The organism is Paenibacillus sp. 1011MAR3C5 (genome assembly GCF_003591485.1).
GTDB lineage: Bacteria > Bacillota > Bacilli > Paenibacillales > Paenibacillaceae > Pristimantibacillus.
The window spans coordinates 147,646-161,109 of record NZ_QZCF01000002.1; the positions used below are offsets into that span (position 1 = coordinate 147,646).

The window sequence follows — 13,464 nt, forward strand, 5'->3', positions numbered from 1 at the left end:
CACCTCTGTCAATCTTCTTTATCTGTTAATTTCGACGGAGCACCCTGCGGCAAGTAGGCAATATTGTCCCTCACCCGCATCAGAAAGCTGCGGAATAACGCTTCTTCCTCATTGGTAAACTGCTGCAGCGCCTGATGCTCCAGCCTGTCGAGCGTCTCCCGTACGAGCGATACCGTCTCAAAGCCCTTTTCGGTCAAATAAATACGGGATACCCGCAGGTCGGAGGGGTCTGCTTCACGCCGGACCAAGCCGTTTTTCACCATGCGGTTCAGCATGACGGTTAGCGTTGCGGGCTTGATCTCGAGCTTGCGCGCAAGCTCGTTCTGGCTTTGTCCGCCTTCCCGGGCCAGCGCCAGCATGAGCGGAGGCTGCCCGGGATATACCTCATGCTCGTTCAGCTCCAGGTGAACGTGGTGGTGATGTCTCCTGACGATATGGGACATCATCCGTGTAATCGGTTTGTTGCGATGGGGAGAGGTCATATCCAGCGCCTCCGTTCAATTAGTTAGCCGGCTAATCAATAGCATAGCCGGGCATCCGTTTCTTGTCAAAAGATAGTTAAATGTGCCGGGCTACAGCGTGTCCAAGGGGGCGGTCAATACATTAGCTCCTATGCTGGCCCAGCATCTGGAGGCTCGCGCCTGTAAGCGAAAGTTGGCTGACATAGGCAGGAGTTATAAGGATAGCCGGCCAATATAAAGGAAAGACAAATACGGTGAGAAGCTACCCTGCCGAACCTGACCCTGAAACGTCGGGCCGGCAGAAGCGGCGCATGCTAATCTGAGAATGAAAGGAGGCGGTGAGCGGATATGCTGGAGCATCTGAACCGCGCAATAGCTTATATGGAGGAGCATTTGGACGAGGAGCTGGACATGAAGGAGATTGCCCGGATTGCTTTATGCTCGGAGCATCACTTCAAGCGCATGTTTTCGTTTCTTGCAGGGGTGTCCCTATCGGAGTATGTCCGTCGCAGGCGGCTGACGCTGGCAGCGATGGAGCTGCAGAGCACGGATGAGCGCGTGATCGATATCGCATTAAAATATGGCTACGGCTCCCCGGATGCCTTCACGAGAGCATTCCAGCAGCTTCATGGCGTGACGCCTTCGGAAGCGAGGCTTCCGGGCCAGCAGTTGAAAGCCTATCCGCGCATGGCCTTCCGACTAACCATTCAAGGAGGCATGGAAATGAACTTTCGAATCATTGAAAAAGAAGCGTTCCGCATTGTCGGGCTGATGAAAACCGTCAGCATTCAGTTTGAAGGGGTCAACCCGGAGATCGCCGACATGTGGAAGAGTCTCGATGGAGACAAGATCGCTTTGCTTAAGAGCCTGTCAAATATCGAGCCAAGAGGCATGATCAGTGCTTCAACGCATTTCTCGGAGGGCAGAATGGAGGAGCGGGGAACGCTGGATCATTATATCGGCGTTGCCACAACTGAGCCTGCACCTGAGGAATTGGCGAAGCTGGAGGTCCCGGCGGGGACATGGGCGGTATTCGAGGCGGTTGGCGTTTTTCCGACGGCGCTGCAGGAGGTATGGGGCAGAATATATGCCGAATGGTTCCCGTCTTCCGGCTACGAGATTGCCGAAGGCCCAGAGCTGCTGTGGAACGAATCGAAGGACACCTCATCTCCCGCATACAGGAGCGAGATATGGATTCCGGTTATGCGGAAGCAGGGAAGTTAGCGGATCGCAATTGCCAATGCAAGAGCGATTATGGTATATTGATTTCATTATGACGAAGGAGGTGAGGTAGGTGAATCTCGAGATGGTGAACAATCGTATTAGCCAGCTGCCTGTGGCAATGTCTGGCATTGTTCATGCTGTAACCGTTGACGGGAGCAGTCTGTCCAATTTCAACTATACGATTATACCATTCGCGAGAAGACGCCTACCTTAACCGCTACGGATAGCTAGACCATCCGGAGGGTCGCGGGCTTCTTGCCGCGGCCCTCTTTTTTTTGTGTGCGCGGGTCAGGGTCTTCAACTATAGGAGGATCTTAACATGATTATTGTACAAATACAGAACGTGAAGAAATACCATGCCGCCAATCTGGTGCTGGAGAATATAACCTTTCAACTCAAAGAAGGCGGCAAAACCGCTCTGATCGGCCGCAACGGCAGCGGCAAATCGACGCTGCTTCGTCTCATCGCGGGACATGACCGGGTTGATGAAGGCGTACTAACGATTAAGAGGGGACTGCGGATCGGCTATCTGCCGCAAATTCCGGCGGAGTTCGAGCAGTTGACGGTTTATGAAGTGCTGGCTTTCGGCTACAGGGAGCTGCAGGCCATCCGGGGAGAGATGGCGGAGCTGGAGAACGCGATGTCCTCGCCCGAGGCAGCGCAGCCCGGGAAGCTGGAGCGGCTGCTGGAGGCTTATGCGAAGCTTCAGGAGAAATTCGAGCAGGGCGGCGGCTATGAGATGGAGACGAACATCGATCAAGTCGCGGCCGGGTTGCAGATCGACCGGAGCCAGGATGGCCGCTCCTTCTGCAGCTTGTCAGGCGGAGAGAAGACGCGGATTGTGCTGGCCTCACAGCTGGTCGTGCGACCGGATCTGCTGCTGCTCGATGAGCCGACGAATCATCTGGACCTCAAAGGAATCGAGTGGCTGGAGCAATTTCTTAATCGGTATGAAGGGGCGTACGTGATTGTCTCGCATGACCGGTACTTCCTGGATGCCGTTACGACCGAAACGATCGAGGTGGAGGATGGCGAAGCCCAATTGTATGGGGCCTCCTACAGCGGGTACGTGAAAGAGAAGGAGGCCCGGCTGCTTCAGCAGTTCGCCCAGTATCAGGAGCAGCAGAAGGTCATCAAAAAGATGAAGGAAACGATTCGCCAACTCGAGGAGTGGGGCAGAAACGGAGATAATGAGAAGTTCTTCAAGCGGGCCGCCTCGATGCGCAGGGCGCTGGAGCGCATGGAGAAGATCAAGCGTCCGGCGCTGGAGCGGAAGGCGGCCGAGTTCGAGCTCACTCCGCTGGATCGTTCCGCACGAAGAGTGCTGGAGTTCTCCGGTGTGCGCAAGCAATACGGCGACCGGGTCATTTTAAGAGAGGCCGAGGGCAATCTGCTCTACGGAGAAAAGGTGGCGCTGCTGGGCGACAATGGAACGGGGAAGACGACACTTCTAAAGCTTCTGCTTGGCACAGAGAATCTGGATGCGGGGGAAGTGGCAATCGGTTCCCGTGTGGAAATCGGCTATCTCGCCCAGCAGGAGGCGGTTGAGAATCCGAAGCAGACGGTGCTGGACTACTTCCGCATTGAGGATGGGTTGGAGGAAGGGGAGGCCCGTAATGTGCTGGCCCATTACTTGTTCTATGGGAATGATGTCTTCAAGCCCCTGGGATCGCTGTCGGGAGGGGAGTGGTCCCGGCTGAGACTCGCACTGCTCGTAAGGCGCAAGCCCAATCTTCTTCTGCTGGACGAACCGACCAATCATCTCGATATCGATTCACGCGAAGCATTGGAGGAGGCGCTGGAGGAATTCCCCGGCACCATTCTGGCTATCTCTCATGACCGCTACTTTATGAACCGGCTCGCCAAGCGAATCTGGGAGATGGACCAAGGCCGGGTCGTCTCTTATCTAGGCGATTACAATCGCTATAAGGAGAAGCGGATCGAACGGACAGTGCTGGAGCCGTCGTCTGGGAGCAAGGGAAGAGAGATGGACTCAATCGGCAAGAAAGGCGGTCCGCAAGAGCCGGAGACAGCGGAACGTCGTCAGCCGAAGCAAGCCGGTCAAGATGGATCGACCAAGAGCTTCGAGCAGCTGCGGATACAGCTGGAGAGCGAGATTGCCGTTCTGGAGCAGCAGTTGAAGGCGATCGACGGCAAGCTGATGGAACGGTCAGAAAGCGGTGATACGGAGCAGCTGGAGCAGGACTGGAGAGAGCGTGAAAGGCTGGAGGCGAAGCTGTCAGACCTGATGGAGGCGTGGATGGAGCTTCCCAGTTAAACGGAATGTGCTACTATAGCAATAGACTATTCTATTGAAAGCGGTGATCGATCAAGATGTCCATCTATATCGCTTTGCTTCGCGGCATTAACGTAGGCGGGAAAAATAAAATCAAGATGGCGGAGCTGCGGGAGTCGCTTGGCTCAATCGGCTTGCAGCGTGTGCAAACCTATATCCAGAGCGGCAACATCCTGTTCGAATCTGCGGAAGAGGAGCTGCCGCTTCGGGAGCGCATCGAGCGGCAGATTGAAGCCGACTTTGGACTGGCGATCAAAGTCGTCATGCGGACGCTTGACGAACTGAGAAGCATTCATCGGAATTTGCCATTCACCGAGGAGCAAGTTGCACAAGCCAAGGCTTCTTCGGAAGGTGAAGTGCTGTACGTGTCGATGCTGCTGGAGCAGCCGCAGCCGGAGAAGCTCGCGAAGCTTGCGAGCATCGACACCGGAGATGACCGGTACGTGCTGGACGGGAACAACCTGTACCTGCTGTACAGCCTTAGCGTCCGCAACTCCAAGCTGTCCGCCCATGTGGAGAAGCTGGGCGTGCCGTCTACCGTGCGGAACTGGAACACGATCAATAAGCTGATTACGCTGGGCAGCGAGATGGAAGCCGCTGCGCTCTCTTAGAACAGAGTGCAGCCTAGTGCGCATCATTCACTGGAGGTAAAGCCCAGGCATTTGAACGGTCTTGCACCGGATGATGCTGCCCATGCCTATTATGCTCGCTTCGCTCCTAGCCGGTGCGCCTGATCCAGCCATTTGACCCGCTGTTCGGGAGTGGACGGCTTGATTGGCGTTATCTCGGTGATGCGCACAGGCTTAATGCCGCAAAACTCCAAAATGTTGCGCTTCATGACGTTATGGCCGGCATGACGGTAGATCCACCGGTTGTACCAGGACGGAGTGTCCATCGTGACAATCAGATGCGCCGTGCGTCCGGACAGCAGCTTATCCCATAGCTGGGAGTTTTGGCGGTATTTGAAGGCGAACCCGGGCAGGAAGACACGGTCGATAAATCCTTTGAGCAGGGCTGGCATGGCGCCCCACCAAGTCGGATAGACGTATACAAGATGATGCGCCCAGCGGATCAGCTCTTGCGCTTCGACGAGCTCCGGCTCCAGCTCCGTTCTTTGGCGATAACCGTATTGGAGTATCGGATTGAAGCTGAGCTTGCTCAAATCGAGATAACGGACCTGCGCCCCGTTTCCTTCAGCGCCTGCTATATAAGCTTCAGACAACGCGGAGCAGAAGCTTTTTGGATCGGGATGGCCGTTAATGACCAGAATATTCGTTTTCATGGGAATGTTCCTCCTATATGATAGTGGTGTAGGACTATTACAAGAATATAAGGAATCCAGGTGCAACACTATGATCGAATGCGCAATCGGGATTGCTGATTTGCGCAGGTGGAGGTAAAGGATATGAGCGACCCAAGCGTAGCCATCTCGATGGTATTTCCCGTCATGAAGACGATTGTGCATAAAGGATACGATGCGGAGGACTTCTGCCGGTATGCGTCCTTCGATTCTGCTTTGCTGCAGGATGTGGAGGCGCGTATTCCGGGCTCGGAGCTTAAGCGGATTATGATAGAGGCGGCGGCTTATACAGGCGATGAGCATTTTGGACTGCATCAAGGATTGATTATGGAATTCGCCGATATGGGCTTGCTCGGCTATGTCATGATGCATTCCCGTACCATTGGCGATGCCCTAGCCGCGTACGAGCGGTACAATGTGATCCTGTGCAGCGGATTTACTCTGGCATGGGAGACGGAAGGCGACGATTTCCTGCTGACGATGAGGCTGCAGGAGGGCAGCGGGGATTCCCGCCACTGCATGGAGGACATGGCCAGCTCGCTCTACCGCATGATCGGCAAGCTGAGCAACCGGAGCATTCCGCTGCATGATCTGCATTTTTCGCATGAGGCGCCTTCCGATCTGGAGCCGTATCTGTCTGTATTCGGCCGGACGCCTTCCTTTGGCTGCGAGACCAACAGCCTGCGGATGAATAAAGAGACGCTGGATTACCCCGTCATTTACTCTGATCCCAGGCTGCTGTCTCTCTTCGAGACCATCGCCCAGGAAACAAAGGATGGCATGACGGAATCCGCCGGGCTGCAGGAGCAAATGATGCGTTGGATGAAAAAGACGCTGCCAACCCGCTATCCCAACTTGCAGCAGGCGGCGGAGCATTTCGGCATGAGCGTTAGGACGCTCCAGCATAAGCTGAAGTCTGAGAGCACCACCTTTAATGATTTATCCGTGCAGGTTCGCAAGGAGCTGGCCATGGGGTATTTGCGCAATCGGAACGCTTCCGTCGGCGATATTGCCTACGCCCTTCACTTCTCCGAGCCAAGCGCGTTCCAGAGTGCATTCAAGAAGTGGACGGGAATGACGCCCGGTCAATACCGGGCGAATCCCGACCAAGCGAATGCGGATGGCGGACGCGCGTATCCTTCAGCTTCGAGATCGGCGGGGAGCAATCCGGCCTCCTAGCAGGAGACCCGATGCTCCCAGCATCAGAACTAGCGGCAATGCCATTACGGTGCCCTTTAGCAAGATAATAGCATTTAGCATGCCTTCATCAAACAGACGGTATAACGCATAAGCGCCGTACGGAACTTCAAGAACAGCGGCTGTCACTACACCGGGCGTATAGGTCTTCAGCAGGAGCGATATGCCGATATGCTTCAGTCCGTCCAGCAGGAAGACAGCTACAAGTCCGGTGAACAGGGCGTAGAGGGCATGCTTGCTGCCCGCAAGCGGTACCGCCACGTATGTCACAAGTGCAAGTGCGACGCCGATTGTCAGCACGCCTGCTGTGAATTGCACAGTCAGGTTTTTGTTCAGATCGATCAAGCGAAGATCCAATGCGAGCTTCGCTTGTTTGTGATGTTTTCTCACCCATCGCTCCATTGTCACGATCTCTTCTCCATCATGAAGGAAGAAGACCACAAGGAAAAGCCACATCAGGAATTCAAGATGAATAATGGTGTCCGACAACATAAGCTAAAACTCCTCTCAAAATATAGGATCATAAACAAATTCATCGATTCGCAAATTTATTGAGTATTCACTCAAAACTAGAGTAAAAAAATGACTGTTATCCGACATGTCGTATGCATGTCATCCTTCAGTCTGGTTTTCGGTGAAATTACCGCTAAGGTTACGTGAGACGTTCATTCAGCAACCCGTGAAGCAGCAAATGAACGACCTTGCGGATATAAGCCTCTTCTTCGCCGGGGGCTGTGTCTTGCCCGGAGCGGGATTGCAGCAGGAAGTGGACGAGAAGAGTAGAGGTCATCATGGTCATGGCAATCTCTTGCAGGTCCTTGTCCGGTTGGCCGCTATGAACAGTGCCAGTATCCAGCAAGTCCCCTCCCGCCGATCCGATTCGACCGATCAAAGTCATGACTTCTTTGGAAACTTCATCATCCTGCAGCAGCTCAGGAGACCAAATAAGCCTGATATACGCGATGTTGTCCTTCAGGAAGGACAAGTAGGAGAGTCCGTATCGATAGAGGGCCTCATCCATTGGCAGCTTGGCAAATGACAGACCGTCGCCTTCAAGCCGCATCAGGAACGTAAAATTTCTTACAATCGCAAGCAACAGCGCCCGTTTGTCTCCGAAGTAATAAAAGATCAAGCCTTCCGCTACATGGCATGCAGCGGCAATCTCCTTGGTAGTTGTCGCGTGAAAGCCTTGGCTGGAGAACAGATGGAGTGCAGCTTGCAGGATTCGTTCTTTTTTGGACTCTTTGCTTTCTCGTTTGGCCAATGAGCCGTCCCCTTTCATCCTTTTTGAGTGTCTACTCAAAAAAATAAATGATTTCCGATTTCTTGTCAATGCATATCCAACAAAAAAAGGAGACCAGGTCTCCTTTGGTGACGTGAATCGCATGAGGTGCAGGCTGCTTGAAGCTTACGAAACAGAGAAGAATCGAATAAGGCCAAGAATCGCAAAGCCGAACAGAACCGTGCCGGAGCCGATGCCGGTAACGGCGCTTCTGGCTACCTGCAGCTTCGGAGCAAGATACACCGCGATGATCGATACGGCAACGAGCAGTGCTGCCAATCCATATAAGGCGGGGTCATCGAATACGCCGACGAGGCCGATGAAATGAATGCCGACGATAAAGGCGATCCATGGCGCGACAAAGTCGCTTTGTTTTTTGCGGATGAGCAGAAAGGCTCCAAGCCCCGCGAGGAAAAACTCGATGTAGACGGTGATCAGGTACGTCGTGAACGTAGAGTCGTCATTCAGGGCGGATGCTTCGCCCCAGTTGGTGATGCTCAAATATACGCCAAACAAGCAGACCAGCAGCGCAATGCCGGACGCAATCCCGAGATAGGGACGCCAGCTGCTGCGCGGTCGCTCCTGCGCCCAGCCGAACCAGACAAAGCTGAACATGCCGAAGATGGATGCGTACATGGCATAATCTCGTATGTAGTCCATGGAACTCCTCCTATGTCATAACCTGACTTTTGAAGTAGATGCGATTTTACTATATCATGGATAGGATAGAATGTACGATCATGAATTGAAAAATGGTCATGCAGCAAATGCGGAGGACAAGGACTTATGATGGCAAATAAACACAATGCGCTTAAAAAAATCTTAATGATCGCAGCCTTCGGAGGCGCGGCTGCGCTTCTATGGGGGGCGCTGTTCGTATGGGCTGCCGAGCCGCTGGGCAAATCGCCGGTGCAGGTTGAAGAGTCTACCGTGCTCTATGCGGGGTATGACCTGGAGCGAATCGCCGAGGATATGACGCCGTTCGTCGGTGACAACTCCAAGGTATCCCGAATTGTAAGCGGGCTGCCGTCTCCCGATCCCCGCTTCATGCAACGATATATGGCAATCGCAAGCTCGGAGCAGCCTTACGGATTAACGCTGTTCTATGAACCGCTAGACTCGGCTGGGTATGGGGAGGTCCCTGATTCATTGCGTGACGGGGAATTTGTGGAGCAAAGCCGGAACAATGCCATTGTATTGTTCGCGATGATCGGCAATGTAGACCGTCTGACTTTCGCTTACCGCAGCACGGTAGCGCCGGATGAGCTTATTCCATCCGACTATGAGCCGCTGCTTGAATACAATCGTTCCGATTTCCCCATTGAACTCAACCTTGCGGATAAGCAAAACCATGTGGAGCAGCTGGGACAGTACTTGGAGCAAGAGCAATCCGATACGGCGGCTGTCGTATCGGCCATCCAGGGAGCAGAGGAAGCTGTCGAGCTTGCCGTGCCGGATGGAGCTGCGATTCGCGAATAATGGGAAAGGGAAACAACGCCATTATTCCGTTAATCCTTCAATAAAAGGCTTCCGAATCGGATTCGGAAGCCTTTGCCGCTATTATGCTTTGTTGTCGGGCCGCGTACGATGCTTAAGCGACTGATTGAATTTCATGAGCAGCTGGCCGAATTGGTCGCGTTCTTCTTCGTCCCAGCTCTCGACCAGCCGATTAATGCTAGCCAGTCGTGACTGCTTGTATTCATGCAGATCCGCTTCGCCGAGCTCCGTAATTTGATAGAAGTACGCTCGCCCGTCCTGTGCATCGGGTACTTTCCGTACATATCCCTTTTGTTCAAGCACGGCGGCTTGTCGGCTGACGGTGGATATATCCAGCTGCAGCTCCTCGCCCAGAACCTTTACGCCGGCTGAGCCTTGCACCGAGATTTGATGCAGAAGCAAGTAGGCGGCCCTGTCGAGCTTGGCTCCTTTTTTGTTTGCGTTAATCGACATGACCCGGCGGATCAGCACCGCGAGCTCGAATTCAATCGTCTCTAATGAGCGGTTGCTCACCATTAATCGCCTCCTTCTTTTCCTGCTGTTCATGAACATCATAATGGATACGGGAGGATTGTCAACAGGGACAATCGATACATACGTTCATTGACAGCTATATAATTGTATTATACAATCAAATAGTTGTATCATACAAGTTTATGGCAATCACATGGTAAAAGGAGATAGATATATGTCATCATTAGCGAAGTCATCCGCAGCCCCGGCAGAGCTGAACGCGACGCTGGAGAAGAGCGGTTTTCTCGGTCAGCCGATTGGGGTATGGGCTGTTTTTTTTACGAGCATTATTGCGTTTATGGGTATGGGCCTTGTTAATCCGATCCTGCGCGAGCTGTCGGAGAAGCTGATGGCTTCTCCAAGCGAAGTCAGCTTGCTGTATACCAGCTACAATGCAGTCATGGCTTTGGCCATGCTCATTACCGGGGTGGTTTCCACACGATTCGGCATGAAGCGGACGCTGCTGGCGGGAATTGGGATCATCGCTTTGGTCTCGGTGCTGGGCGGATTCGCTGGCGATATTTGGACGCTGGTCGGATTGCGCGCAGGTTGGGGGCTTGGCAATGCGCTGTTTGTCGCTACCGCGCTGTCGGCAATGGTGTCCTTGTCCAGCAACGGAACAGCCAAAGCGATCATCCTGTACGAGGCGGCAGTGGGTATAGGCATGTCGGTCGGTCCGCTGCTGGGCGGGACGCTGGGGTCCATTTCCTGGAGAGGACCGTTCTTCGGTGTCTCCATCCTTATGGTGCTTGGCTTTGTTGTGCTGACGGTTTCGATGCCAAAGCCGAAGCCGCTTGCGTCGGGAGCGCCGACAGCGCCTGCTTCACTGCTAGAGCCGTTCCGTGCGATGAAGCATCGTTCGCTGCTTGTGCTCGGCATTGTGGCGGCTCTTTATAATGTTGGCTTTTTCACGATTATGGCATACGCGCCGTTCGTAATGGGGTTGAAGCCGCAGGAGATGGGATTTGTGTTCTTGGGCTGGGGCGTGCTGCTGGCCCTGACATCCGTATTCATGGCGCCCAAGCTGCAGAAGCGGCTAGGCACGTTAAAGGCAATGAGCCTGATGCTGCTGCTGTTTGTTCTGGATCTTACCGTCATGGGACTCTTTACTTCAACGAAGGAAGTCGTCATTGCGGCTGTCATCTTTGCGGGAGCCGTACTGGGCAATAGCAATACCTTGATTACAACAGCGGTAATGGATGCGGCTCCCGTAGCCCGCTCGACATCATCGGCTGCATACAGCTTCCTGCGTTTTATCGGGGCGGCGATTTCGCCCTTCATGGCTAATAAGCTGGCGGAGCATTTCAACGTCCACCTTCCGTTTTTCGTTGGCGCCGGATTCGTGCTGCTGTCTGTGTTGTTTATCAGGCTGAATCGGAAGCATCTCAGACGGATCGATCAGGCGAGGCCTGCCCATTAAACGCGATGACCATTTTATAAAGGAACATCGCGTCAAAAAAATGCCCAGCTTGCGCCCAGCGTTCTGGGCACCCATAGGCATAATAAACGTGACAGCACAATTGCCCTCTTTTCGCATGATGCGAGAAGAGGGCGATTATGTTGTTGCGAGCCAGACTATCGCCGTCAAGTTGTAATGATTAGAAAGAACAAGGGCCAAAAACCTGGCAGTCTGCTCAAATTACTTTGCCGTTACGCCGCCGTCTACAGGCAATTCTACGCCCGTCACATAGGAAGCGTCGTCTGATGCAAGGAAGAGAACGGCGCGCGCCACTTCCGAAGCTTCACCGACACGAGGCAGGGCTGTCTGCGACAAGAAAAATTGCAGCATTTGCGGATCCTCGACGAATTGGTTGCTCATTGGTGTAGCAATAAAGCCAGGGTGCACCGAGTTGACGCGAATGTTCTGGCTGCCGTAATCGACCGCCGCTGCTTTGCTCAGCATACGCACCGCGCCTTTGGAAGCCGTATAGGCGCCTGCGCCGCTGCTGCCAGTCAAGCCTGCGATGGAGGAAATGTTGATAATGGAGCCGCCTCCGGCCGAAATCATATGAGGAATGACATGCTTCATGCCGAGAAATACGCTGGTCACATTAATATTCATGACTCTGTTCCATTGATCCATGGAGGTATCCAGCAGGCCGATGGCCATGGAGATACCGGCGTTGTTTACCAGTACATCGATTTTGCCGTATTTGCTGATTGCCTCAGCGACGACCTCGACCCAGTTGTCTTCCGACGCTACGTCATGCTTGATGGCGATCGCATCGCCGCCGTCCTCTTGAATGCCTTTGGCTACGGCTTGTACCGCTTCAAAGTTAATGTCTGTCAAGACCACCTTTGCGCCTTCTTGAGCGAGCAAGCGCGCTTCTTCCAGTCCCATTCCGCTTCCGGCTCCGGTAACAATGGCTACTTTTCCATTCATTCGAGTCATTTTATGTTTGCCTCCTCTATGGTGGTTCGAAAGGTTTGATTAATGATGATAGTATGAACTATCACCACCATATCGATTATATCACCTTCTATTTCATTATACAATTCCCCGATGGCGCTAGTTGCATTCCTTGTGATTGCGGGCTAGCAAAGGTTATAATTTTGACATACAAGGTTAGAAGGGATCATACAAGCAATGAAGCCTCAGGATCGTTACAAACAAGAACGGGACGAAAGCAAGAAAGCCCGTTATCAGCAAATCGTACAAGCGGCGGAGTCGGTGTTTTTTCGAAAAGGCATCGAAGGAGCTACGATGAACGATATCGCCAAGGAAGCGGGTATCGGCGTCGCTACAGTGTTTCGGTATTTCCCGGCGAAAGAGCAGCTGGTGACCGTGCTGGCGGACGGCATTATGGAAGAGATTCGGATTACCTTTGCTGACATAGCTGAGCAAGATGTGACGTGCCTGGAGAAGATCGGTCTCTTATTCGACTACTTTATCTCGCTATTGGAGGAGAGAAGGAGCTCCTTTATCAAGTTTTTGGAGGATCTGCATCTGAACGTAGCGCATGCGAGAGGCTTGTATGGCGATGTCAGCGAGCACGGAATTGCGGGCAGGAAAATTTTTGCGATTTTTACCGCGATGATCGAGGAGGGGGAGAAGGACGGATCGCTCCGTACCGACCTGCCTCCTGAAGAGATGCTGATTACGCTGGTGAATGCGTTCGGTCTGTTCGCGAGCAAGCTGGCTTATCAGAAGAACGTATTAATGCTGCCATCGGATGTCGAGCCGGAGCAGCAGCTTCTGCTGGTGAAAGAGATGATGATGGAATTTATGAAGGCTAAATCTTAAGCATGCAGAGAAGTTCCGAAGGAGAGGTGTAAGGAATGAAGCCAAAGATTACTGTGTTGACATTAGGCGTAGATGACCTGGAGCGCGCGCTTCACTTCTACAGAGACGGGCTCGGCTTTCCGACAGAAGGCATAATAGGAACAGAGTTTGAGCATGGCGCTGTTGCGTTTTTCGAATTGGAGGGCGGGCTGAGGCTTGCGATATGGGAGAGGAAGTCGTTGGCCCATGAAGCAAAGGTCGAGTTGAAACCGCCAAGCTCATCCGAGCTTACGATCGGACATAATGTGGGCAGCAGAGAAGAGGTTGATCGTATTATGGAGCAAGCAGAGAAAGCCGGGGCCGTTATTACGGACCCGGCTCATGATGCCTTCTGGGGCGGCTACTCCGGTCATTTCATGGACCTGGACGGCCATCTGTGGGAAGTGGTATGGAATCCCGCCTGGGAATAGC

General features: G+C 53.3%; 16 protein-coding genes. 9 read left to right on the forward strand and 7 right to left on the reverse strand.

Annotated features, from left to right (window positions below):
- Positions 1–8: 8 nt before the first annotated feature.
- On the reverse strand, positions 9–482 hold the full coding sequence (locus D3P07_RS05510) for a MarR family winged helix-turn-helix transcriptional regulator (RefSeq protein ID WP_119799111.1): 474 nt from the start codon (positions 480–482) through the stop codon (positions 9–11).
- A gap of 327 nt (positions 483–809) precedes the next feature.
- On the opposite strand from D3P07_RS05510, the gene D3P07_RS05515 reads away from it, so the two are divergent.
- From D3P07_RS05515 to D3P07_RS05525, 4 genes are all read left to right on the forward strand, one after another.
- Positions 810–1,685 (forward strand): AraC family transcriptional regulator, encoded by an 876-nt coding sequence (locus D3P07_RS05515; RefSeq protein ID WP_119799112.1) that lies wholly within the window; start codon positions 810–812, stop codon positions 1,683–1,685.
- A gap of 70 nt (positions 1,686–1,755) precedes the next feature.
- The gene (locus tag D3P07_RS26865; RefSeq protein ID WP_182914193.1) at positions 1,756–1,899 is read left to right on the forward strand and encodes a hypothetical protein; all 144 of its coding nucleotides are present in this window, start codon (positions 1,756–1,758) and stop codon (positions 1,897–1,899) included.
- 105 nt (positions 1,900–2,004) lie between these two features.
- Entirely contained in the window at positions 2,005–3,963 is a 1,959-nt protein-coding gene (gene abc-f / locus D3P07_RS05520) for a ribosomal protection-like ABC-F family protein (protein ID WP_119799113.1), read from the forward strand.
- Positions 3,964–4,019: 56 nt separating this feature from the next.
- Positions 4,020–4,592 (forward strand): DUF1697 domain-containing protein, encoded by a 573-nt coding sequence (locus D3P07_RS05525; protein WP_119799114.1) that lies wholly within the window; start codon positions 4,020–4,022, stop codon positions 4,590–4,592.
- A gap of 89 nt (positions 4,593–4,681) precedes the next feature.
- Here D3P07_RS05525 and D3P07_RS05530 read toward each other — a convergent pair whose 3' ends face one another.
- Positions 4,682–5,263, reverse strand: coding sequence for an NAD(P)H-dependent oxidoreductase (locus tag D3P07_RS05530; RefSeq protein WP_119799115.1), 582 nt, complete (start codon positions 5,261–5,263; stop codon positions 4,682–4,684).
- A gap of 123 nt (positions 5,264–5,386) precedes the next feature.
- Here D3P07_RS05530 and D3P07_RS05535 point away from each other — a divergent pair, with 123 nt between their 5' ends.
- On the forward strand, positions 5,387–6,460 hold the full coding sequence (locus tag D3P07_RS05535) for an AraC family transcriptional regulator (RefSeq protein WP_119799116.1): 1,074 nt from the start codon (positions 5,387–5,389) through the stop codon (positions 6,458–6,460).
- Here the strand turns inward: D3P07_RS05535 and D3P07_RS05540 are convergent.
- From D3P07_RS05540 to D3P07_RS05550, 3 genes are all read right to left on the reverse strand, one after another.
- Positions 6,422–6,970 carry an HXXEE domain-containing protein gene (locus D3P07_RS05540; protein ID WP_119799117.1) on the reverse strand — a complete coding sequence of 183 codons (549 nt, stop codon included), beginning with the start codon at positions 6,968–6,970 and terminating at the stop codon, positions 6,422–6,424. The two genes, D3P07_RS05535 and D3P07_RS05540, sit on opposite strands and share 39 nt — an antisense overlap.
- Before the next feature lie 160 nt (positions 6,971–7,130).
- The gene (locus D3P07_RS05545; RefSeq protein WP_259391371.1) at positions 7,131–7,742 is read right to left on the reverse strand and encodes a TetR/AcrR family transcriptional regulator; all 612 of its coding nucleotides are present in this window, start codon (positions 7,740–7,742) and stop codon (positions 7,131–7,133) included.
- A gap of 144 nt (positions 7,743–7,886) precedes the next feature.
- Positions 7,887–8,420 carry a hypothetical protein gene (locus tag D3P07_RS05550; RefSeq protein ID WP_119799119.1) on the reverse strand — a complete coding sequence of 178 codons (534 nt, stop codon included), beginning with the start codon at positions 8,418–8,420 and terminating at the stop codon, positions 7,887–7,889.
- A gap of 126 nt (positions 8,421–8,546) precedes the next feature.
- On the opposite strand from D3P07_RS05550, the gene D3P07_RS05555 reads away from it, so the two are divergent.
- Entirely contained in the window at positions 8,547–9,239 is a 693-nt protein-coding gene (locus D3P07_RS05555; RefSeq protein ID WP_119799120.1) for a DUF4825 domain-containing protein, read from the forward strand.
- Between the two features lie 81 nt (positions 9,240–9,320).
- Here D3P07_RS05555 and D3P07_RS05560 read toward each other — a convergent pair whose 3' ends face one another.
- The gene (locus tag D3P07_RS05560) at positions 9,321–9,773 is read right to left on the reverse strand and encodes a MarR family winged helix-turn-helix transcriptional regulator (RefSeq protein ID WP_310732528.1); all 453 of its coding nucleotides are present in this window, start codon (positions 9,771–9,773) and stop codon (positions 9,321–9,323) included.
- Between the two features lie 172 nt (positions 9,774–9,945).
- Here D3P07_RS05560 and D3P07_RS05565 point away from each other — a divergent pair, with 172 nt between their 5' ends.
- Positions 9,946–11,190, forward strand: a complete 1,245-nt coding sequence (locus tag D3P07_RS05565) for an MFS transporter (protein WP_119799121.1) — start codon at positions 9,946–9,948, stop codon at positions 11,188–11,190.
- A 219-nt stretch (positions 11,191–11,409) separates the two neighbouring features.
- Here D3P07_RS05565 and D3P07_RS05570 read toward each other — a convergent pair whose 3' ends face one another.
- Complete coding sequence (locus tag D3P07_RS05570) at positions 11,410–12,162, reverse strand: SDR family NAD(P)-dependent oxidoreductase (protein ID WP_119799122.1); 753 nt, start codon at positions 12,160–12,162, stop codon at positions 11,410–11,412.
- 195 nt (positions 12,163–12,357) lie between these two features.
- Here D3P07_RS05570 and D3P07_RS05575 point away from each other — a divergent pair, with 195 nt between their 5' ends.
- On the forward strand, positions 12,358–13,014 hold the full coding sequence (locus D3P07_RS05575) for a TetR/AcrR family transcriptional regulator (RefSeq protein WP_119799123.1): 657 nt from the start codon (positions 12,358–12,360) through the stop codon (positions 13,012–13,014).
- Positions 13,015–13,049: 35 nt separating this feature from the next.
- A complete protein-coding gene (locus tag D3P07_RS05580; protein ID WP_119799124.1) occupies positions 13,050–13,463 on the forward strand; it encodes a VOC family protein in 414 nt (137 codons plus the stop codon).
- Position 13,464: the final 1 nt, after the last annotated feature.

What these genes read in the sequence shown, in the direction of transcription:
- D3P07_RS05570 (WP_119799122.1), bottom strand. Translation starts at nt 12,162, where the DNA reads ATGACTCGAATGAATGGAAAAGTAGCCATTGTTACCGGAGCCGGAAGC.
- D3P07_RS05530 (WP_119799115.1), bottom strand. Translation starts at nt 5,263, where the DNA reads ATGAAAACGAATATTCTGGTCATTAACGGCCATCCCGATCCAAAAAGC.
- D3P07_RS05555 (WP_119799120.1), top strand. Translation starts at nt 8,547, where the DNA reads ATGATGGCAAATAAACACAATGCGCTTAAAAAAATCTTAATGATCGCA.
- D3P07_RS05560 (WP_310732528.1), bottom strand. Translation starts at nt 9,773, where the DNA reads ATGGTGAGCAACCGCTCATTAGAGACGATTGAATTCGAGCTCGCGGTG.
- D3P07_RS05525 (WP_119799114.1), top strand. Translation starts at nt 4,020, where the DNA reads ATGTCCATCTATATCGCTTTGCTTCGCGGCATTAACGTAGGCGGGAAA.
- abc-f (WP_119799113.1), top strand. Translation starts at nt 2,005, where the DNA reads ATGATTATTGTACAAATACAGAACGTGAAGAAATACCATGCCGCCAAT.
- D3P07_RS05575 (WP_119799123.1), top strand. Translation starts at nt 12,358, where the DNA reads ATGAAGCCTCAGGATCGTTACAAACAAGAACGGGACGAAAGCAAGAAA.
- D3P07_RS05510 (WP_119799111.1), bottom strand. Translation starts at nt 482, where the DNA reads ATGACCTCTCCCCATCGCAACAAACCGATTACACGGATGATGTCCCAT.
- D3P07_RS05540 (WP_119799117.1), bottom strand. Translation starts at nt 6,970, where the DNA reads ATGTTGTCGGACACCATTATTCATCTTGAATTCCTGATGTGGCTTTTC.
- D3P07_RS05535 (WP_119799116.1), top strand. Translation starts at nt 5,387, where the DNA reads ATGAGCGACCCAAGCGTAGCCATCTCGATGGTATTTCCCGTCATGAAG.
- D3P07_RS05550 (WP_119799119.1), bottom strand. Translation starts at nt 8,420, where the DNA reads ATGGACTACATACGAGATTATGCCATGTACGCATCCATCTTCGGCATG.
- D3P07_RS05565 (WP_119799121.1), top strand. Translation starts at nt 9,946, where the DNA reads ATGTCATCATTAGCGAAGTCATCCGCAGCCCCGGCAGAGCTGAACGCG.
- D3P07_RS05515 (WP_119799112.1), top strand. Translation starts at nt 810, where the DNA reads ATGCTGGAGCATCTGAACCGCGCAATAGCTTATATGGAGGAGCATTTG.
- D3P07_RS05580 (WP_119799124.1), top strand. Translation starts at nt 13,050, where the DNA reads ATGAAGCCAAAGATTACTGTGTTGACATTAGGCGTAGATGACCTGGAG.